This is a genomic window from Microbacterium sp. SL62 (genome assembly GCF_026672635.1).
Taxonomy (GTDB): Bacteria; Actinomycetota; Actinomycetes; order Actinomycetales; family Microbacteriaceae; genus Microbacterium; species Microbacterium testaceum_A.
In genome coordinates this window covers 2,488,597-2,506,698 of the sequence record NZ_JAPPRM010000001.1, presented here as the reverse complement: position 1 = coordinate 2,506,698, position 18,102 = coordinate 2,488,597, and the positions used below count along the sequence as shown (strand labels likewise).

The following is an 18,102-nucleotide window of genomic DNA, read 5'->3' as shown; positions in this document are numbered from 1 at the left end:
CCATGTCCCGCTTTGTGCTGTCTGGGGTGCCGCCAGGGAGCCGTTTGTGGGACATGGTCTGCGCAGATGGGGACATGGTCTGCGCACAGGGGGACATGGGGTGCGCCGGAGAGACCGGATGCCAGGCGGTTCCGCCGACGCCGATGACGCAACCAGTAGGGTCGGGGCATGCCGCGCCTGCTCGTCCGCCGTCCGTCGCCCCGCCTCGCCGAGGGCGAGCTCACCCACCTCGACCGCGTGCCGGTCGATGCCGAGCTGGCGCTGACGCAGTGGCAGGCGTACGTCAATGCCTTCCGCACCCGTGGGTGGGAGATCGTCGAGATCGACCCGGCCGATGACCAGCCCGACGGGGTGTTCGTCGAGGATGCGGTCGTCGTCTTCGGTGACCTCGCCGTGCTCTGCCGGGCCGGCGCCGTCTCGCGCCGCGGCGAGGCGGAGAGCGTGCGCGCGGGGGTCACGGCATCCGGAATCGATCTTGCCGAGATCGTGGAACCCGGAACCCTCGACGGGGGCGACGTGCTCAAGGTCGGACGGACCGTCTACGTGGGCGCGTCGTCGCGAACGAACGCCGAGGGCATCGCCCAGCTGCGGGCTCTGCTCGAGCCGCGTGGGTGGGAGGTGCGCGAGATCCCTGTCACGAAGGTGCTACACCTGAAGTCGGGGGTGACGGCGCTACCCGACGGAACGGTGGTGGGGTTCGAGCCGCTGGTCGACGATCCGTCGATGTTCCCGGTGTTCGCGGGCGTGCCCGAGGAGCACGGCACGGCCGTGGTCGTCCTGGACGACGACACGGTGCTGATGTCGGCGGACGCCCCGGCGACGGCGGAGGAGCACCGGTTCCGCGGCCTCGAGGTCGTGACCGTCGACGTGAGCGAGTTCGAGAAGCTCGAGGGCTGCGTGACCTGCCTGTCGGTGCGGGTGCGCGACTGACGCGACCGGCGCGGGGGCGGATACGCGACGAGAAACGCTCCCTGCACGGAGAAACGCGCGCCGCGGGCGTTTCCTCGTGCAGGGAGCGTTTATCGGGAAAAGGGCGCAGGCGCCTGCCGCTCAGGCGTGCAGTGCCTCGTTCAGCGTGACGCCGACGCCGGCGCGGGCCGAGGCCTCGACGGCGCCGGTGAGGGAGTTGCGGCGGAACAGGATGCCGTCGCGACCCGACAGCTCGCCCGCCTTGACCGTCTCGTCGCCGACGCGCACTTTCGTGCCGGCGGTGACGTAGAGACCGGCCTCGACGACGCAGTCGTCTCCGAGCGAGATGCCGATGCCGGCGTTCGCGCCGAGCAGGGTGCGTGCTCCGATCGAGACGCGGTGCGTCCCGCCGCCCGAGAGCGTGCCCATGATCGAGGCGCCGCCGCCGATGTCGGTGCCGTCGCCGATGACGACGCCCTGAGAGACGCGGCCCTCGATCATCGAGGAGCCGAGCGTGCCGGCGTTGAAGTTGACGAAGCCCTCGTGCATGACGGTCGTGCCGGGGGAGAGGTGCGCGCCCAGGCGCACGCGCGAGGCGTCGGCGATGCGCACGCCCGCGGGCAGGACGTAGTCGGTCAGGCGCGGGAACTTGTCGAGACCCTGGAGCTGGATGCCGTGACGCTTCAACTGCGGCAGCAGGCGCTCCGCGTCGTCGGGGTGCACGGGACCCGCGTTCGTCCACGCGACGTTGGGGAGGTGCCCGAAGATGCCGTCGAGGTTGATCTCGTTGGGCCGGACGAGCAGGTGCGAGAGCGCGTGCAGGCGCAGGTAGGCGTCGACGGTCGAGGCGGGAGCCGCGTCGGCGTCGATCATGAGAGACACCGTCTCGACGACGACGCCACGTCGCTCGTCGGGGCCGGCGGCGGATTCGAGCGCCGCCTGCTCGGCATCCAGGTCTCCGTGGGCACCGAGGACCGGCTTCGGGAACCAGGCGTCGAGCACCGTCCCCCCGGTGGTTCGCGTCGAGAGGCCGGCAGCGCTGATGCGTCGTTCGTTGCTCACCGTCCCAGGGTACTGGGGCACCGGCTGTGGGAAGATCGGGGCATGCCCGCGCTCGACCTCACCCAGTCCTCGGCCGCCCTGACGCGAGCCGTCTGCGACATCCACAGCGTCTCGGGAGACGAGACCCCTCTCGCGGATGCCATCGAGGCCGCCGTCTCCGCGTACCCCCACCTCGAGGTCATCCGCGACGGCGACACCATCGTCGCCCGCACCGCCCTGGGGCGCGACCGCCGGGTCGTCATCGCCGGGCACATCGACACCGTGCCGATCAACCGCAACCTCCCCGTCGAGGACCGCACGGTCGACGGCGAGGACGTCATCTGGGGCCGCGGGACGGTCGACATGAAGGCGGGCGTCGCGGTGCAGCTCAAGCTCGCCGCCGAGCTCACCGCGCCCCCGGTCGACATCACCTGGATGTGGTACGACCACGAAGAAGTCGACTCGGCGCTGAACGGCCTCGGTCGGCTCTCGCGCAACCGCCCGGACCTGTTCGAGGGTGACTTCGCGATCCTCGGCGAACCGAGCAACGGCGAGGTCGAGGGCGGCTGCAACGGCACGCTCCGCGCCATCGTGCGCACCGAGGGAGTCCGTGCGCACAGCGCGCGATCGTGGATCGGCGAGAACGCGATCCACAAGGCCGCGCCGATCCTCGCGCGCCTGGCCGAGTACCGTGCCCGCGAGATCGAGGTCGAGGGTCTTGTCTACCGCGAGGGCTTGAACGCTGTCAGCATCTCGGGCGGGGTCGCGGGCAACGTCATCCCCGACGCGTGCGCGGTCGAGGTCAACTACCGCTTCGCGCCGAGCCGTGACGCCGCCGCCGCCACCCGCGTCGTCACCGACGTGTTCACGGGCTTCGACGTCGAGATCGTCGACGTGGCCGAAGGAGCTCGTCCCGGCCTCGACGCGGCCCTGGCGAAGGACTTCGTGGATGCCGTGGGTGCCACCCCCAAACCGAAGTACGGCTGGACGGACGTGGCGCGGTTCTCGGCGCTCGGCATCCCCGCCGTCAACTACGGTCCCGGTGACCCGCACCTCGCTCATCACGACGAGGAGCGGGTTCCGATCGCGCAGATCGACGCCGTCGAGCGCGGCCTTCGTGCCTGGTTGAGCGGGTCGTGACCGCCGCGGCCACGACGCGCACGCGGGTCGGATGGTGGGAGCGCCTGCCTGTGCCGGCGCGCATCGCCATCGTCTACGGTGCGGCGCGCGTGGTCACGACGGGATTCTTCCTGCTGGCCTCTGCGCTGTCGGGGCCCGGGTCGCGTTACGGTGTGGCCCCCTCGCTCGAGAAGCTCGCGCTCGGGTGGGATGCGCAGTGGTACTGGCTCGCCGCGGTGTCGGGATATCCCGTTGATCTGCCCCTCGCCGCGGGCGGTCACGTCGCCGAGAACGCGTGGGCGTTCATGCCGCTGTATTCGTACCTCTCGGCCGGACTCGGATTCCTGCTCGGCTCGTGGGGCGCCGGGGCCGTCACCATCTCGTTGGCCGCGGGGTTCGGTGCGTGCCTCGTGCTGCATTCGATGCTGCGGGATCGGATCGGCGACTCCGCCGCGATGTGGGCCGTGGTCTTCTTCGCGTGCGGTCCGCTCGCCGCCTTGTTCCAGGTGGGGTATGCCGAGGCGCTGTTCCTGTTCTTCCTCTTCCTCGCCCTCCGGTGCGTGCAGCGACGTCGATGGGGCTGGCTCTATCTGCTGGTTCCGGCGATGGGGTTCACGCGCCCCGGGATCCTCGCCTTCGCTCTGTTCCTCGGTCTCTACGGGGTATACCGCTTCGTGCGCCGACGGAAGGATCCGCTTACGACGCGCGACATCGCGCATCTCGTGGCCCTCGGCGGACTTTCGGTCGTGGTGGGCTTCGCGTGGCAGGTGATCGCGGGGATCGTCACGGGCGACCCGGGCGCGTACCTGGCGACCGAGTTGGCGTGGCGGCGCAACTGGCTCGGGGACTCGGGGCGGGGCTTCGTCCCCTTCGACGGGTTCGTCGAGGCCGCGGGGTTCTGGTTCACCCGGTGGGGGCTCGGCTCCGTCACGGGCTACGTGTTCCTCGCGATGATGGTGGCGGCCATCGGCGCGCTGCTGCTGTTCTCGCCGCAGGTGAAGCGACTGGGCATCGAGGTGCGACTGTGGTCGGCGAGCTACCTCGTCTACCTGTTGCTGGTGTTCTTCCCGCAGTCCAGCATCTTCCGGCTGCTCGTGCCGATCTCGCCGCTGTGGGGCGCCCTCGCGGTGCCGAAATCACGCGCGTGGCGGTTCGGCGTGCTCGCTCTCGCGCTGCTCGGACAGTGGTGGTGGATCTACAACATGTACGCCCTCGCGAACACGTATTGGCAGATTCCCTGACCCAGATCCGCCCCCGCCGACCCGCCTGTACGACCCGCCACGCGGGATACCGGTAAACTTCTCAGGCAGACCAACGACGAAAAGGGGGCCGCGATGGCAGCCATGAAGCCGCGTACCGGCGACGGACCGATGGAGGCCGTGAAGGAGGGCCGGTTGATCATCGTGCGCGTGCCGCTCGAGGGTGGCGGGCGACTCGTCGTCTCGGTGAACGACGCCGAGGCGAAGGAACTCTACGACGTGCTCGGTGGTGTCGTCACCGCCTGACGACCATCGACGCAGTGAAGGCCGGCTCCCGCGGGGGCCGGCCTTCTTCGTTCCCGCGTGCTTCGCGGGGAGAGGTTCAGGCCTCGGGTGGACGGGTCGTGAGCTGCAGCAGGCCCTCGCCCGTGGTCGACAGGGCGCCGATGACGGCGGGGGAGGACTGCACCTCTTGAATCAGCGAGCGGTAGGCCGTGGTCACCGCGTCGCGGCGCACCGGGTCGGCGACCGCGCCGTGCGCGAGGACGCGGGGGATGAGGACGGTCCCGCCGGCGCGCACCAGACGCAGGCCGTGCTCGACGTATTCGATGACGCCTTCGGGGTCGGCGTCGATGAAGACGATGTCGTACGACGCCTCGTTCATGCGCGGCAGGACATCGGATGCCCGCCCGGTGATGAATCGGGCACGCGCGGCGGGCACGCGGGCGTCCGAGAACGCGGAGCGCGCGGCCCCGAGGTGCTCGGGTTCGCTGTCGATCGTGGTGATCGTCGCGCGGGGCGAACCGTGCAGCAGCCAGAGGCCCGACACACCGCCGCCGGTGCCCACCTCGACGATGTTGAGAGCACGGGATGCCGCCGAGATCACCGCGGCCTGGGCTCCGACCGCGGGGCTGATGGGCGCCGCGCCGAGCTCGAGCGCGTGCGCCCGGGCGCGAGCGATGTGCTCGGGCTCGACCGTCGACTCCTGCACGAACCGTTCGTTCGCCTCATGACCGCTCACGTGGACCTCCTCAGATCAGGCTAGACGGCGGATGGTCGCTGGACCCCCAGGCGAGGCCGGTAATCTGGAGGCATGTTCTTCGGCCTCACGATCGAGAAGCTGATGCTGATCGGCGTGATCGCAGCGGTCCTCGTCGGCCCCGAGCGTCTGCCGCGCTACGCGGAGGCGTTGGCCAAGTTCACCAAGCGCGCGAAAGAGACGCTGCAGGGTGCCCGTTCGCGCATGCGCGACGAGATGGGCCCCGAGTTCGACGACGTCGACTGGAAGAAGCTCGACCCGCGCCAGTACGACCCGCGGCGCATCATCCGCGAGGCGCTCCTCGACGACACCCCGACGGCGACGATGCGGGCCGCGGGCGCCGCAGCTCTCGCGGCGCGCGAGAAGCCGGCATCCACCCCCTTCGTGGCGGGCGAGCTGCCGCCGTTCGACGACGAGGCGACCTGACGCGGGAGCCCGTCACCGAAACAGGGGACGTGACGAGGACAGGCTGATTCCGGCGGGAACGCCCTGTTTCCCCTACAGCGTCATCTTCTCGTGACGGGCGTCCCGCTCTGCGTCAGACGTTGAGGCGCAGGGGCTTGCCGGACAGTCCGCGCGGGCGCACCGCCAGGGCAGAGGCCGCCGCGTCGATCGCCATCGCGGCCGGGTCGTCGGGCCGCGACAGCACGACGGGGCGTCCGTCGTCGCCCCCGGTGCGGAGGGCGGCGCTGAGCGGAACGGATGCCAGCAGCGGCACGTCCACGCCGTCGCTCGAGAGGGCGCGGGCCACCTCTTCTCCGCCGCCCGAGCCGAACAGATCGAGGACGGTCCCGTCGGCCAGGGTCATCGCGGCCATGTTCTCGATGACGCCGATGGGGCGTTGGCCGGTCTGGCGCGCGACGAGTCCGGAGCGCACGGCGACCTCCGCGGCCGCGGCCTGAGGTGTCGTGACGACCAGGACGTCGGCGTGGGGGAGCAACTGCCCGACCGAGATGGCGACGTCGCCGGTACCGGGCGGCATGTCGAGCAGCAGCACGTCGAGATCACCGAAGAACACGTCGGTGAGGAACTGCTGCACGGTGCGATGCAGCATCGGTCCGCGCCAGGCGACCGCGCCGGCGGCATCCTCTCCGGGTCGTCGGAGGAACATGCCGATCGAGATGACCTTCACCCCGTAGGCGACGGGCGGAAGGATGAGGTCGTCGAGCTTGGTCGGCGCCGGAGGCAGACCATCGGCGTCGACGAGCCCGAGCAGCCCCGGGATCGAGAAACCGTGGACGTCGGCGTCGATCAGACCGACGCGCAGCCCCTTCGCCGCCAACGCCACCGCGAGGTTCGCGGTCACGGTCGACTTGCCCACGCCGCCCTTGCCGCTGGTCACCGCGATGACGCGGGTCAGCGAGTCGGGGCCGAAGGGCATCTCGCGCTTCGCGCGGCCGCCGCGGAGCTTCTCGGTCAACGCCTTCCGCTCGTCGGGCGACATCACCCCGACCCGCACGTCGACCGCATCTATGCCGGCGACCGAGGCCGCGGCATCCCGGACGTCCCGCTCGATGCGGTCGGCGGCGGGGCAGCCCACGATGGTGAGGGCGATGGCCACCTGGGCCGTGGTGTCCGCGACCGAGATCTCTCGCAGCATGTCGAGCTCGCCGAGGGGACGACGAAGCTCGGGATCGGTGACCGCGGCGACGGCCGAGCGAACCCTCTCGGTGAGGTCGACGCTCACGAGCCGGGCCGCGCGGGCTCGGTGTGCGTGCCGCGGCGCAGGTCGCCACGAGGGGCGTCCGCGCGTCCGGACTCCGCCCGCGGGGCGTCGTCGTCGGCGTCGAGGCGCTCCAGCGCCGCCCGGAGTTCGGCGCGCAGCGTGTCCTTCGTGATGACCTCGTCGGTCAGATCGCGAACGGCCATGCGCAACGCCACGATCTCGCGGGCGAGGTACTCGGTGTCGGCCAGGTTGCGCTCGGCGCGCTGGCGATCCTGCTCGATCTGCACGCGGTCGCGGTCATCTTGCCGGTTCTGGGCCAACAGGATGAGGGGCGCGGCGTAGGACGCCTGCAGAGAGAGCACGAGGGTCAGCGCGGTGAAGCCGATCGCGGCGGAGTCGAAGCGCAGCTCGTCGGGGGCGATCGAGTTCCAGCCCATCCACACCACGCAGAACAGCGTCAGGGACAGCAGGAACGTCGGGGTTCCCATCGCGCGCGCGACCCACTCGGTGAACCGACCGAAGCGGTCGCGCGAGGGCTGCGGGGCGCGAGGGGCGAGGACGCCGGTGCGGCCGCGCGGGGCGTCGAGAGCCGGCTTGCGGTTGTTGCGTGCCATCAGCGCCTCCTCGGGGTCTGGGGGATCTGGGTCGGAATGCTCGACGTATGCGTGGGTCTGATCGTGGCCCTGGGTCTCGGATCATCGCTGTCGTGCGTGCGCCAGTCATCGGGCAGCAGGTAGTCGAGCACGTCGTCGACGCTCACGCAGCCCACGAGTCGGTGCGCCTGGTCGACCACGGGGAGCGAGACGAGGTTGTAGCTCGCGAGCAGACGCGCGACCTCGGCGGCGGTGGCGTCGGCGGTGACCGGCTCGAGGGTGTCGTCGATGATCGCGCCGAGGCGCTCGTGCGGCGGGTAGCGCAGCATGCGCTGGAAGTGCACGGTGCCGAGCAGGCGCCCCGTGGGCGTCTCGTACGGCGGAAGGGTGATGAAGACGGATGCCGCGAGGGCGGGGTGCAGCTCGTGCCGGCGGATGAGGGCCAGGGCCTCGGCCACCGTCGCATCGGCCGACAGCACGATCGGCTCGGGCGTCATCAGACCGCCCGCGGTGTCGGGGCCGTACTGCAGGAGGGCGCGAACGTCGTCGGCCTCTTCCGGCTCCATCAGGTCGAGCAGCTGCTCGGAGCGCGACTCGGGGAGCTGACCGAGGAGGTCGGCCGCGTCGTCGGGCTCCATGGCATCCAGGATGTCGGCGGCGCGCTCGTCGCCCAGCTGCTCGAGGATGTGGACCTGCTCGTCCTCGGGCATCTCTTCGAGGGCGTCGGCCAGGCGGTCGTCGCTGAGCTCTTCGGCCACCTCGATGAGGCGCTCCTCGGGCAGGTCGAGGAGGGTGTTGGCGAGGTCGGCGGGCTTGAGCTCGGAGTATGTCGCGACCAGCTGCTCGGCGGACTGCGCCTCGCCGGGAGTCTGGTTCTCGCGCACCTCGCCCCACGCGGCGAACGTCGTCGCGCCCTTGGCGAAGGGCGAGGCGCTCGTGCGCGGGCGGCGCAGGAACAGCTGCCCCACGTCCCACTCGCCGAGGCGGTTGCGCTCGATCGCGACGTCTTCGATGACCGCGGTGCCCGAGCCGTCGACGAGGCTCACGCGGCGTCCGAGCATCTCGGCCATGACGCGCACCTCGCCGCCGCGCTGCTGGAAACGGCGCACGTTGATGAGACCGGTCGTGATGACCTGACCGGCCTGTATGGAGGTGACGCGCCCGATGGACACGAACACATGTCGTCGCCCGGGAATCTCGACGACGAGCCCCACGACGCGCGGCGCCGCAGACGCGCGGTAGATCACCACGACGTCGCGCACCTTACCCAGACGGTCTCCCGCCGGGTCGAACACCGTGCAGCCCGCCAAGCGGGCGACGAAAACCCTTTGCGTGCTCACCGGTACAGCGTAGTCCGCGCCTCCTCTGCAACACCTCGGGAACGGTCAGGCGCGCGTGACAGGATGGTGAAATGAGTATGTTCGCGCAGCGTCCGGGTGCCGGTCGCGACGAGGTCGGCGAGAAGATCGCCTCGTTCCCGACGTATGAGCAGGCGCAGAAGGCCGTCTCGTCCCTCATCGCCGGCGAGGTGCCCGCGCGCGACATCGCGATCGTGGGTTCGGGTCTGCGCTCGATCGAGCGCATCACCGGCAAGCTCGGTTACGCCACGGCGGCCCGCTCGGGTGCGCTGAACGGCCTCATGCTCGGCCTGCTCTTCGCGTTCATCTTCGTGCTCGGGATGCCGACCGTGCAGATCTCCGCGTTCATCGGCGTCCTGCTGGTCGGAATGGCGCTCGGCATGATCTTGAGCATCGGGACATACTCGATCGTGCGCCGCCGCCGCGATTTCGCGTCGGTGATGCAGGTCGCCGCCGATCACTACGACGTCTGCGTCGCGGCGCCCAGCGTCCACAAGGCCCGCGGGATCGTGGGCCCGGCCGGCTCCGCTGCCGCTCCCACCGTCGTGTCGCGTCCGGCGCCCTCGGACTCCGCGCCGCCGCAGTATGGCGAACGGGTCGCTCCGGGCTCCGCTGCTCCCGTCGCCCCGCCGCGCCCGCCGGCACCGACCCCGAACCCGGCCCCGCGCGACGACGAGCCCCCGCGGTACGGGGAGCGCATCGCCCCGCCGTCGGCGCCCGTGCCCGAGGCGCCGGAGAAGGACGACCGCACCGCCGAGACTCCGCGCCCCGACGAGCGCCCCACCCCGACCGAGCGGTGAGCACCGAGCCCGTCCGCATCGCCGTCGCGTTGCCGGCGGGCGACACCGAGGTGTCGGGCCTGTGGTCCGCGGCACCGGCCGCGGCCGCGACCGTCGCTCTCGCGCACGGTGCGGGCGCAGGGATGGAGCACCCGTTCCTCTCCGGGCTCTCCGACGCCCTCGTGGCCTCGGGGGTGTCGGTGCTGCGCTTCGTCTTCCCCTACGTCGAGGCGGGACGCCGTATGCCCGGACCCGCGTCCCACGCGGTGGCCACCTGGACAGGCGTCGAGGCCTGGCTCGCCTCGGCCGCCCCCGGCCCGTACGCGGCAGTGGGGAAGTCGTACGGCGGGCGCATGGCATCCATGGCCTCCGCCGAAGGGGTGATCGCCCCGGCCGGTCTCGCCTACCTCGGGTATCCGCTTCACCCGCCGGGGCGTCCCGAGAAGCCGCGCCGCGAGCACCTGCCGGCCATCGGCGTTCCGCAGCTGTTCGTCGAGGGGGAGAACGACCCCTTCATCGCCCCGCGCGCGCAGTTCGACGAGGTCGTCGCCTCGTGCCAGGACGCGCGGGTGCATTGGATCGCCGGCGGCAACCACTCGTTCGAGGTGAAGGGCGCCCGGCGCCCGGCCGACGAGATCGGTGCGGCTCTGGCCCCGGTGGTCGCGGAGTTCGTGAGCTCGCTCTGACGACCTGGGCGGCGGGTCGGGTTTCGATGACTGTCGGCGCCCTGCCGCGAAGCTCTGGGCTCCGCGCGGTCTCGCGCGGCGAACGCATCGCAGGAATTTCGGCGCCGGGGCGGTGCACAACTCCTGCAGTTCCGCGACGGGGGAGGCGTGGATGCCGTGGGTGCGTCGATATTTCCTGAGTTGTGTCCGGGTGGTGCGGCCCCGTCGCGCGGTGGCGCGTCGGTCGCGGCTGCCCGCGTCGGGGCCTGGCCGCGAAGCTCTGGGCTCCGCGCGGTCTCGCGCGGCGAACGCATCGCAGGAATTGCGGCGCCGGCGTGGTGCACAACTCCTGCAGTTCCGCGACGGGGGAGGCGTGGAAGCCGTGGGTGCGTCGATATCTCCTGAGTTGTGTCCGGGTGGTGCGGCCCCGTCGCGCGGTGGTTCGTCGGGTCGCGGCTGCCCGCGTCGGCGCCCCGACGCGGGACGCCACACGTCTACGCCCCGCGAAGCCGGGCGCCCCGCCGCATGTAGCCCGGCGCGTCGGTGCCCCGACAGAGGTGGACCCGAGCGTCAGCGCCCCGCGGCGTAGCCCTGGGCTCCGCGGGGGTTCGCCGCGGCCCACAGCACGCCGTCGGCTCCGCGCCCGACGGCGGTGACGCGGCCGAGGGCCCAGTCGCCCGCGCGGCGCACGCGATGCCCGCGTTGCTCGAGCGCGGCGATGACGTCGTCGCCGATGCGGTCTTCGAGGGCGACGCCCGCGGGCACCCACGTGCGTGGCCAGAACGAATCGATGAGCGCGGTGATGTTGAGGTTCGGCGCGTCGATCGCCTGCTGCGCGCTGTAGCCGCCGACGAGCATGCGCAGCAGCACGGTCAGCTGCCACTGGTCCTGCTGGTCGCCGCCGGGGGAGCCGATCGCGATGACCTCCGCGCCGCGCGACACCAGGGTCGGGGTCAGGGTCGTCCGCGGTCGCTGGCCCGGGGTGAGCGATGCCGGGTGCCCCGGCACGAGCCACGTCGCCTGCAGGCGCGTGCCCAGGCAGAATCCCAGCGACGGCACGGTCGGCGACGACTGCAGCCAGCCGCCCGACGGGGTCGCCGAGACGACGTTGCCCCAGCGGTCGATCACGTCGAGGTGGCACGTGTCGCCGCGGGTCTGCCCCGAGCGGTCGACCGTCGGTTCGCCGGTCGAGCCGTCGGTGCTCGCGTGGTCGGTGCGCAACGGTGGCAGCACCGGGTCGCGGCCCTCGGGTGATCCCGGATGCCACTGACTCGAGGCCTCGGGCCCGATCAGCGCCCGCCGGGAGGCGACGTAGTCGTCGGCGAGCAGGGCGTCGAGGTCGACGGCCCCGCCGGCGTCGCCGAACCACGCGTCGCGGTCGGCGTACGAGAGCTTCTGCGCCTCGAGGAGCAGGTGCGCTCCCTCGACCGACGACGGGTCGAGGTCGTCGGAGGCCTCGATCAGCCGCAACGTGTGCAGCAGAGCGGGTCCCTGGGTCCACGTGCCGGCCTTGAACACGTCCCACCCGCGGAAGCTCGTCGACACGGCCGGCTCGAACGAGGCGCGCCAGTCCGCCAGGTCGTGAGCATTCAGGATGCCGGGGTGATCGGCACCGTCCGCGTGCCGGTGCGGCTGCGCGATGAAGGCGGCGGCCTCGGGCAGCACCGTGGTCATCCAGTGCGCGCGGGCGGCGTCGATGCGTGCGGCGCGGTCGTCGCGCGGCGCGCGGTCGCGAGACGCGTGGCCCGCTTGCGCGTCGTCGCGTTGCGAATGGTCCGCCTCCGCCTGGCGGCGCTGCACGTCGTCCGCCCGCGCGTGAGCACCCCGCACGGGGTCGACCCCCGCTCCCGCCGCCACGAGTCCGTCGAGCACGTCGGCATACGCAGGGTTGCTCACGAGCGTGTCGACGGCGGGTGGCGTGCCCTCCGGCATCCATCGTTCTGCCGAAGTCGGCCAGTGGTCGCGGAACAGGTCGGCGACCCGGGCGATGGTCGCGGCCGCCCCCGCCACGAGCGGGTGCCCGTCGCGGGCGTAACCGATCGCGTAGGCGAGCACGTCGCCGAGCTCCCACGTGCCGTGATCGCGCAGCAGCAGCAGCCAGGCGTCGACGGCGCCCGGCACGGCGGCGGCGAGGCCTCCCGCCCCGGGCACGAGGTCGAGCCCGCGGCCGCGGAAGTGCTCGATGGTCGCGCGCGCGGGCGCCGGGCCCTGGCCCATGAGGACGACGGGCTCCGCCCGCCCCGCGGGTCGGACGAGGGCGACGAGGTCGCCCCCGGGGCCGTTCAAGTGCGGCTCGACGACGTGCAACACGAACGCTGCCGCCACCGCCGCGTCGAACGCGTTGCCGCCGCGCTCGAGCACGGACTGCGCGGTGGCGGTCGCTGTCCAGTGCGTCGAGGCCGACATCCCGAACGTGCCCCGCAGGGTCGGCCGGGTGGTGAAGGATGCCGCCGGCGTGAACGTCATCGCGACAGCCGGGCGATCCACTCCTCGACCTCGTCCGCCGTGCGGGGGATGCCCGCCGACAGGTTGACCGGGCCGTCGGACGTCATGACGATGTCGTCCTCGATACGCGCGCCGATGCCGCGGTACTCCTCGGGGACGGTCAGATCGTCGATCTGGAAGTACAGGCCGGGCTCGATCGTGAAGGCCATGCCGGGCTCGAGCAGACCGTCGTAGTACATGTCGCGACGCGCCTGCGCGCAGTCGTGCACGTCGATGCCGAGGTGGTGGCTCGTGCCGTGCACCATGTAGCGGCGGTGTTGACCCCCGTTGTCGGCGTGGAGCGCCTCTTCGGCGGTCACCGGGAGCAGGCCCCACTCGGCGACGCGCGCGGCGATGACCTCCATCGCAGCCTCGTGCAGACGGCGGAACGGAACGCCGACCTTCGCGGCGGCGAACGAGGCGTCGGCGGCCTCGCGGACCGTCTCGTAGATGCGGCGCTGGATGTCGGTGAACGTGCCCGACACCGGCAGCGTGCGCGTGATGTCGGCCGTGTAGAGGCTGTCGACCTCGACGCCGGCGTCGACGAGGATGAGGTCGCCCGGCTTCACGGCACCGTCGTTGCGGGTCCAGTGCAGGTAGCACGCGTGGGGGCCCGAGGCGGCGATGGTGTCGTAGCCGACGCTGTTGCCGTCGGAGCGGGCGCGCTGGTGGAAGACGCCCTCCACGACCCGCTCGCCCCGGGGGTGCTTGATGATGCGGGGCAGCTCGGCGACGATGTCGTCGAAGCCGCGGCCCGTGACCTCGACGGCGAGGGCCAGTTCGGCGAGCTCGTACTCGTCCTTGATCAGGCGCAGCTCCGAGACGAAACGCGTGACCTCGTCGTCCTCGCCCACGGTGCGGTCGTCGTCGCCGGTCTGGAAGTCCGCGAGGTGGGCCGTGGCCAGGGCCAGGTCGGCGGCCACGCCGTCGAGGGCGGGGCGGGGGCCGATCCAGAATTCGCCGACGGTGGCATCCGAGTAGAACTCCGCCGTCGTGCGGTCGGCCCGCTCGCGGAAGTACAGCACGGCTTCGTGACCCTGGTCGCGCGGCTCGAAGACGAGGACGGCGTCGGGCTCGGCGTCGCTGCCCCATCCGGTGAGGTGGGCGAAGGCGGAATGCGCGCGGAACGGGTAGTCGGTGTCGTTGCTGCGCTGCTTCAGCCCGCCGGCGGGGACCACGACGCGCTGCCCGGGGAAGGCCTCCGAGACGCGGGCGCGGCGACGCGCGGCCCAGGCGGCCTGCTCACGCGGCTCGGGGAGGGCAGCGGGGTGCTCGGCCCAGCCGGTCGAGATCGTGTCGAGGAAGCCGCGCGGGAACGGGGCCTTCCTGTTGCTGGGGGCGTCGAGTTCGGTCGTCTCGGCCTGGGGCTCGGCGGTCGTCGCGGTCGTGTCGCTGGTGGAGGGGGCGTCCATCGTTCCAGTCTCGCACCGTCGGGCGTCACGCGCACGACGACGTGCACGGCGGTGCGTCGGGCATCGAGGGGGCGCGGGGGAACAGCATCCCGTGCCTCTCCTCCACGCGCGGGAGGGGGAGCGGTCAGCCGCCGGTGCGCTCGAGCTGCACGACGATGGGGCGGTGGTCGCTTCCCGAGCCGTCCAGCGATCGCATGACGACGGACGCCGACACCGTCCAGTCGGGGGTGGCCATGACGTGGTCGATGGGTGCGCCGAGCAAGGCCGGGGCATCGGTCGGCCACGTTCCGACGCCGCCGTTGCCGCTCTCGGACGCCGCATCGTGGCACCGGCCGAGGGTGCCGCCCTCGACGCCCATACCGGTCATGTGATCGAGCGTCGCGTTGAAGTCACCCGCGAGGATGACATTGTCGGTCGCGCACTGATCGGCCAGCCACTGCAGGTCGCTCCGCCACTGCGTCATGTACTCCTCGCGCGGGGCGACGGCGTGCGCGGCGACGATGATGGGGCCGTCGCCCGAGACGGGCATCGCGACGGCGCTCGGCACGGTCGAGGTGTTGCTCGATCCGTCGAGCGACGACTGGATGACGGAGTACTCGCCCAGCTCGGGCTTGATGAGCACGGTCGTCGAGGTGGCATCCCATCCGGTGATGCCGTACTCGCCGTACTCGGCGTGGTGCGCCCACATCGGCTGGCCCATGTCGCGCATGAGCTCGGCGACCTGCGCCCCCGTCTCGATCGTGGTCTCGGGGAGGGTCACGACGTCGGCCTGCATGCCCACGGCGAACTGCGCGATCGACTCGGCCGAGGTGGCCGAGCCGGCGGTGTTCCACGTCATGATGCGCAGGCTCGACGCGGTCTTGGCCGGCATGTCTTCGGAGCCGAGTCCGCGCTGCGCGAGCATCGAGACGTTGACGCCGCCCGCGAGGGCGAACACGATCGCCAGGACGAGGGCGAGAGCGCGAACGGGACGTATCAGCGCGAACAGCAGCATGAGCAGTGTCGCGCCGACGAAGGCGGCCGCCAGGGGAGCCCGGAACGAGATGACCTGCGCCAGGGGAAAGGTGCGTTCGACCCCGAACGCCGAGGGCCACGTCAACACAGCGGCGCCCGCCGCGAAGGCGAGCGCGACCAGAAGACCGACCAGACGACGCACGCACCCGACCCTAGGGGAGCCGTCTGGGAGATCCACGGATGCCGGGTGGGCGCTGCCCCTGTGAAGCGGCGCGCTACGCTCGACGGGTGCAGCGTGAACGTCGATTCGAGGGTCCGAGTGACCTTCACCTGCACTCGTCGCACTCCGACGGCACCGAGCCTCCCGCTCAGGTGATGGCCGCCGCTCACCGACACGGTCTGCACACCGCCGCCCTCACCGACCACGACACCACGTCGGGTTGGGCCGAGGCCGCCGAGGCGGCGACCTCGCTGGGGATGACGTTCGTACCTGGCATGGAGCTGTCGGCGCGGCACCGGTGGCGCAGCGTCCACCTCTTGGCGTACCTCGTGGATCCCGACGATGCAGCGCTGCGGGCGATGACCGACCGGATCCGGTCGTCGCGACTGGATCGCGCGCAGATCATGGCCGAGCGCATCTCGCACGATTACGACATCGCCTGGGACGACATCGTCGCCCAGACCACCGACGGCGCGACCGTGGGCCGCCCGCACATCGCCGATGCGCTCGTGGCGCGCGGCATCGTGGCGGATCGCACCGAGGCGTTCGCCGGCATCCTGCACCCCTCCGGCGACTATTACGTAGCGCTGTACGCCCCCGATCCGGTCACGGCCGTCGAGCTCGTCGTGGGTGCGGGCGGCGTGCCGATCATCGCCCACCCCGCGGGGCGATCGCTCCTGCCGGACGGGGTGCTCCAGGCCATGCTCGAGGCGGGCCTGGCGGGCTTCGAGCTCGCTCACCGCGAGAACCTCCCCGAACCCACGGCCCTCCTCGCCGTCCTCGCCGCCGAGCGCGATCTGATCGTCACCGGTTCGAGCGATTACCACGGTCTCGGCAAGCCCAACCTGCCGGGCGAGAACACCACGGCCGATGACATGGTCGCGCGGATCTTCGCCCGGGGCCGCGGGACGGCGCCGGTCTTCCCGTAGGACGCTGCGCGGCCGCCGGGCGGGCTGTGACGCTGCGCGAGGGCGCGGTGCGGGGCGCGATAAACGCTTGGTGCGACGAGAAACGCTGTCCGAGCGCGTTTCCGGGTGCAGGAAGCGTTCATCGCGAGGGCGAGGGCCGGGCGGGTCCGCCCGCGGGGCGGGCGGGGGATTCCGGATGCCGGCACCCCGGCGTACGTGAAACGGCGCCCACCCCCGCGGAGGGGATCGGCGCCGTTCTCGGTGTTCGCGTATCAGGCCACGGGAGCCGACGGCGTTCCCGAGCTGCCGCCGCTGCGGCGACGACGGCGACGGCGCGGGGCCGCGTTGCCGTCGTGGTGCTCCTTGCCGGCGCCGTCATGCGTTCCGGCGCCGCCCTCTTCGCGGGGAGCGGCGTCACCGGCGGGGGCGGTGCCCTCGGCCGACGACGATCCACCGCGACGGCGACGACGCGGGCCGCGGGTGCCCTCGGCATCCTGGCCCTCGTTCTTCTTCTCGACCTGCTTCGGCGCGACGGCCTTCGGAGCCGTCACGAGACGACCCTTGGTGCCCTCGGGGATGTCGAGGTCGGTGTAGAGGTGGGGGCTCGACGAGTAGGTCTCGGTGGGCTCGGGCTGGCCGAACTCGAGGGCGCGGTTGATGAGCGCCCACTTGTGCAGGTCGTCCCAGTCGACGAACGTGACCGCGATGCCGGTCTTGCCGGCGCGGCCGGTGCGGCCCGCGCGGTGCAGGTAGGTCTTCTCGTCGTCGGGGATCGTGTGGTTGATCACGTGGGTGACGTCGTTGACGTCGATGCCGCGGGCGGCGACGTCGGTGGCGATCAGGACGTCCTTCTTGCCGGCCTTGAACGCGGCCATCGAGCGCTCGCGCGCCTCCTGGCTCATGTCGCCGTGGACGGCGGCGGCGTTGAAGCCGCGGTCGCCGAGCTCGTCGACGAGCTTCTGGGCGGCGCGCTTGGTGCGGGTGAAGATGACGGCCTTTTCGCGACCCTCGGCCTGGAGGATGCGGGCGATGACCTCGTCCTTGTCCAGTGAGTGCGCGCGGTAGACGAGGTGCTTGATGTTCGCCTGCGTGAGGCCCTCATCGGGGTCGTTCGCGCGCATGTGAATCGGGTTCGACATGAAGCGGCGGGCGAGCGCGACGATCGGTCCGGGCATCGTGGCCGAGAACAGCTGCGTGTGACGCACCGGCGGCACCTTCGAGAAGATCTTCTCGATGTCGGCGAGGAAGCCGAGGTCGAGCATCTTGTCGGCCTCGTCGAGGACGACCTCGGTCGCGTTCGACAGGTCGAGCAAGCGCTGGTTGGCGAGGTCGATGAGGCGACCGGGCGTTCCGACGACGATCTGCGCGCCGGCCTTGAGCTGGTCGATCTGGCCCTCGTACGCCTTGCCGCCGTAGATGGCGACGACGCTGGTGGGGCGGTTCGAGGTCAGCATGTCCATGTCTTCGTAGACCTGCACCGCGAGCTCGCGCGTCGGGACGACGATGAGCGCCTTGACGCCCGGCTCGGGGTTCAGGCCGAGACGCTGGACGACGGGGATGCCGAAGCCGAAGGTCTTCCCAGTACCCGTCTTGGCCTGGCCGATGATGTCCTGGCCGGGAAGGCCCAAGGGGATCGTCTGCTCCTGGATGGGGAAGGCATCGACGATGCCCTTCGATGCGAGGGCATCGACGATGTCCTGATCGATGCCGAGCTCGGCGAATGTCGTCATGAGCGTGCCTGTTCCGGCGGCGAGAG

17 protein-coding genes are annotated in these 18,102 nt (G+C 71.6%); 8 read left to right on the top strand and 9 right to left on the bottom strand.

What is annotated here, in order from left to right:
* The first annotated feature begins 168 nt into the window (after positions 1-168).
* Positions 169-930 (top strand): dimethylargininase, encoded by a 762-nt coding sequence (ddaH, locus tag OVA26_RS12000; RefSeq protein ID WP_268104208.1) that lies wholly within the window; start codon positions 169-171, stop codon positions 928-930.
* A 120-nt stretch (positions 931-1,050) separates the two neighbouring features.
* Here the strand turns inward: ddaH and dapD are convergent, their stop codons facing one another.
* The gene (dapD, locus tag OVA26_RS11995) at positions 1,051-1,971 is read right to left on the bottom strand and encodes a 2,3,4,5-tetrahydropyridine-2,6-dicarboxylate N-succinyltransferase (protein WP_056230463.1); all 921 of its coding nucleotides are present in this window, start codon (positions 1,969-1,971) and stop codon (positions 1,051-1,053) included.
* Between the two features lie 42 nt (positions 1,972-2,013).
* On the opposite strand from dapD, the gene dapE reads away from it, so the two are divergent.
* The 3 genes from dapE to OVA26_RS11980 all read left to right on the top strand — a co-directional run bounded on the left by dapE (position 2,014) and on the right by OVA26_RS11980 (position 4,574).
* Positions 2,014-3,090 carry a succinyl-diaminopimelate desuccinylase gene (gene dapE / locus OVA26_RS11990; RefSeq protein WP_056230465.1) on the top strand — a complete coding sequence of 359 codons (1,077 nt, stop codon included), beginning with the start codon at positions 2,014-2,016 and terminating at the stop codon, positions 3,088-3,090.
* The gene (locus tag OVA26_RS11985) at positions 3,087-4,310 is read left to right on the top strand and encodes a hypothetical protein (RefSeq protein WP_268104207.1); all 1,224 of its coding nucleotides are present in this window, start codon (positions 3,087-3,089) and stop codon (positions 4,308-4,310) included. Before dapE ends, OVA26_RS11985 begins: the two co-directional genes overlap by 4 nt.
* A gap of 93 nt (positions 4,311-4,403) precedes the next feature.
* Positions 4,404-4,574 (top strand): DUF3117 domain-containing protein, encoded by a 171-nt coding sequence (locus tag OVA26_RS11980; RefSeq protein WP_074615842.1) that lies wholly within the window; start codon positions 4,404-4,406, stop codon positions 4,572-4,574.
* Between the two features lie 76 nt (positions 4,575-4,650).
* Here OVA26_RS11980 and OVA26_RS11975 read toward each other — a convergent pair whose 3' ends face one another.
* Positions 4,651-5,289, bottom strand: coding sequence for an O-methyltransferase (locus OVA26_RS11975; RefSeq protein ID WP_056230467.1), 639 nt, complete (start codon positions 5,287-5,289; stop codon positions 4,651-4,653).
* 72 nt (positions 5,290-5,361) lie between these two features.
* Here OVA26_RS11975 and OVA26_RS11970 point away from each other — a divergent pair, with 72 nt between their 5' ends.
* On the top strand, positions 5,362-5,733 hold the full coding sequence (locus OVA26_RS11970; RefSeq protein WP_056230469.1) for a hypothetical protein: 372 nt from the start codon (positions 5,362-5,364) through the stop codon (positions 5,731-5,733).
* Between the two features lie 112 nt (positions 5,734-5,845).
* On the opposite strand, the gene OVA26_RS11965 is transcribed toward OVA26_RS11970, so the two are convergent.
* From OVA26_RS11965 to OVA26_RS11955, 3 genes are read right to left on the bottom strand one after another with little or no spacing between them, the layout of a single operon-like run.
* Complete coding sequence (locus OVA26_RS11965; protein ID WP_268104206.1) at positions 5,846-6,994, bottom strand: Mrp/NBP35 family ATP-binding protein; 1,149 nt, start codon at positions 6,992-6,994, stop codon at positions 5,846-5,848.
* Positions 6,991-7,587: a DUF1003 domain-containing protein gene (locus OVA26_RS11960; protein WP_056230474.1), complete on the bottom strand. Its 597-nt coding sequence runs from the start codon at positions 7,585-7,587 to the stop codon at positions 6,991-6,993. The genes OVA26_RS11965 and OVA26_RS11960 overlap by 4 nt, the downstream gene beginning before the upstream one ends.
* Positions 7,587-8,906 carry a magnesium transporter MgtE N-terminal domain-containing protein gene (locus tag OVA26_RS11955; protein ID WP_056230475.1) on the bottom strand — a complete coding sequence of 440 codons (1,320 nt, stop codon included), beginning with the start codon at positions 8,904-8,906 and terminating at the stop codon, positions 7,587-7,589. The genes OVA26_RS11960 and OVA26_RS11955 overlap by 1 nt, the downstream gene beginning before the upstream one ends.
* A 71-nt stretch (positions 8,907-8,977) precedes the next feature.
* On the opposite strand from OVA26_RS11955, the gene OVA26_RS11950 reads away from it, so the two are divergent.
* Both OVA26_RS11950 and OVA26_RS11945 read left to right on the top strand, forming a co-directional pair.
* A complete protein-coding gene (locus tag OVA26_RS11950; RefSeq protein ID WP_074696983.1) occupies positions 8,978-9,724 on the top strand; it encodes a general stress protein in 747 nt (248 codons plus the stop codon).
* On the top strand, positions 9,721-10,389 hold the full coding sequence (locus OVA26_RS11945; protein WP_268104205.1) for an alpha/beta hydrolase family protein: 669 nt from the start codon (positions 9,721-9,723) through the stop codon (positions 10,387-10,389). The genes OVA26_RS11950 and OVA26_RS11945 overlap by 4 nt, the downstream gene beginning before the upstream one ends.
* Before the next feature lie 549 nt (positions 10,390-10,938).
* Here the strand turns inward: OVA26_RS11945 and OVA26_RS11940 are convergent.
* The 3 genes from OVA26_RS11940 to OVA26_RS11930 form a co-directional block, all read right to left on the bottom strand.
* Positions 10,939-12,834, bottom strand: coding sequence for a gamma-glutamyltransferase family protein (locus tag OVA26_RS11940; protein WP_268104204.1), 1,896 nt, complete (start codon positions 12,832-12,834; stop codon positions 10,939-10,941).
* The gene (locus tag OVA26_RS11935) at positions 12,831-14,264 is read right to left on the bottom strand and encodes an aminopeptidase P family protein (protein ID WP_268104203.1); all 1,434 of its coding nucleotides are present in this window, start codon (positions 14,262-14,264) and stop codon (positions 12,831-12,833) included. Before OVA26_RS11935 ends, OVA26_RS11940 begins: the two co-directional genes overlap by 4 nt.
* 124 nt (positions 14,265-14,388) lie before the next feature.
* The gene (locus OVA26_RS11930; RefSeq protein WP_268104202.1) at positions 14,389-15,420 is read right to left on the bottom strand and encodes an endonuclease/exonuclease/phosphatase family protein; all 1,032 of its coding nucleotides are present in this window, start codon (positions 15,418-15,420) and stop codon (positions 14,389-14,391) included.
* Positions 15,421-15,506: 86 nt separating this feature from the next.
* Between OVA26_RS11930 and OVA26_RS11925 the strand changes: the two genes are divergently transcribed.
* Positions 15,507-16,367 (top strand): PHP domain-containing protein, encoded by an 861-nt coding sequence (locus OVA26_RS11925; protein ID WP_156371715.1) that lies wholly within the window; start codon positions 15,507-15,509, stop codon positions 16,365-16,367.
* Between the two features lie 251 nt (positions 16,368-16,618).
* Here the strand turns inward: OVA26_RS11925 and OVA26_RS11920 are convergent, their stop codons facing one another.
* Positions 16,619-18,076: a DEAD/DEAH box helicase gene (locus OVA26_RS11920; RefSeq protein WP_056230485.1), complete on the bottom strand. Its 1,458-nt coding sequence runs from the start codon at positions 18,074-18,076 to the stop codon at positions 16,619-16,621.
* Between the last annotated feature and the right edge of the window lie 26 nt (positions 18,077-18,102).

What these genes read in the sequence shown, in the direction of transcription:
- OVA26_RS11935 (WP_268104203.1), bottom strand. Translation starts at nt 14,264, where the DNA reads ATGGACGCCCCCTCCACCAGCGACACGACCGCGACGACCGCCGAGCCC.
- OVA26_RS11970 (WP_056230469.1), top strand. Translation starts at nt 5,362, where the DNA reads ATGTTCTTCGGCCTCACGATCGAGAAGCTGATGCTGATCGGCGTGATC.
- OVA26_RS11940 (WP_268104204.1), bottom strand. Translation starts at nt 12,834, where the DNA reads ATGACGTTCACGCCGGCGGCATCCTTCACCACCCGGCCGACCCTGCGG.
- ddaH (WP_268104208.1), top strand. Translation starts at nt 169, where the DNA reads ATGCCGCGCCTGCTCGTCCGCCGTCCGTCGCCCCGCCTCGCCGAGGGC.
- OVA26_RS11960 (WP_056230474.1), bottom strand. Translation starts at nt 7,587, where the DNA reads ATGGCACGCAACAACCGCAAGCCGGCTCTCGACGCCCCGCGCGGCCGC.
- dapE (WP_056230465.1), top strand. Translation starts at nt 2,014, where the DNA reads ATGCCCGCGCTCGACCTCACCCAGTCCTCGGCCGCCCTGACGCGAGCC.
- OVA26_RS11950 (WP_074696983.1), top strand. Translation starts at nt 8,978, where the DNA reads ATGAGTATGTTCGCGCAGCGTCCGGGTGCCGGTCGCGACGAGGTCGGC.
- OVA26_RS11980 (WP_074615842.1), top strand. Translation starts at nt 4,404, where the DNA reads ATGGCAGCCATGAAGCCGCGTACCGGCGACGGACCGATGGAGGCCGTG.
- OVA26_RS11920 (WP_056230485.1), bottom strand. Translation starts at nt 18,076, where the DNA reads ATGACGACATTCGCCGAGCTCGGCATCGATCAGGACATCGTCGATGCC.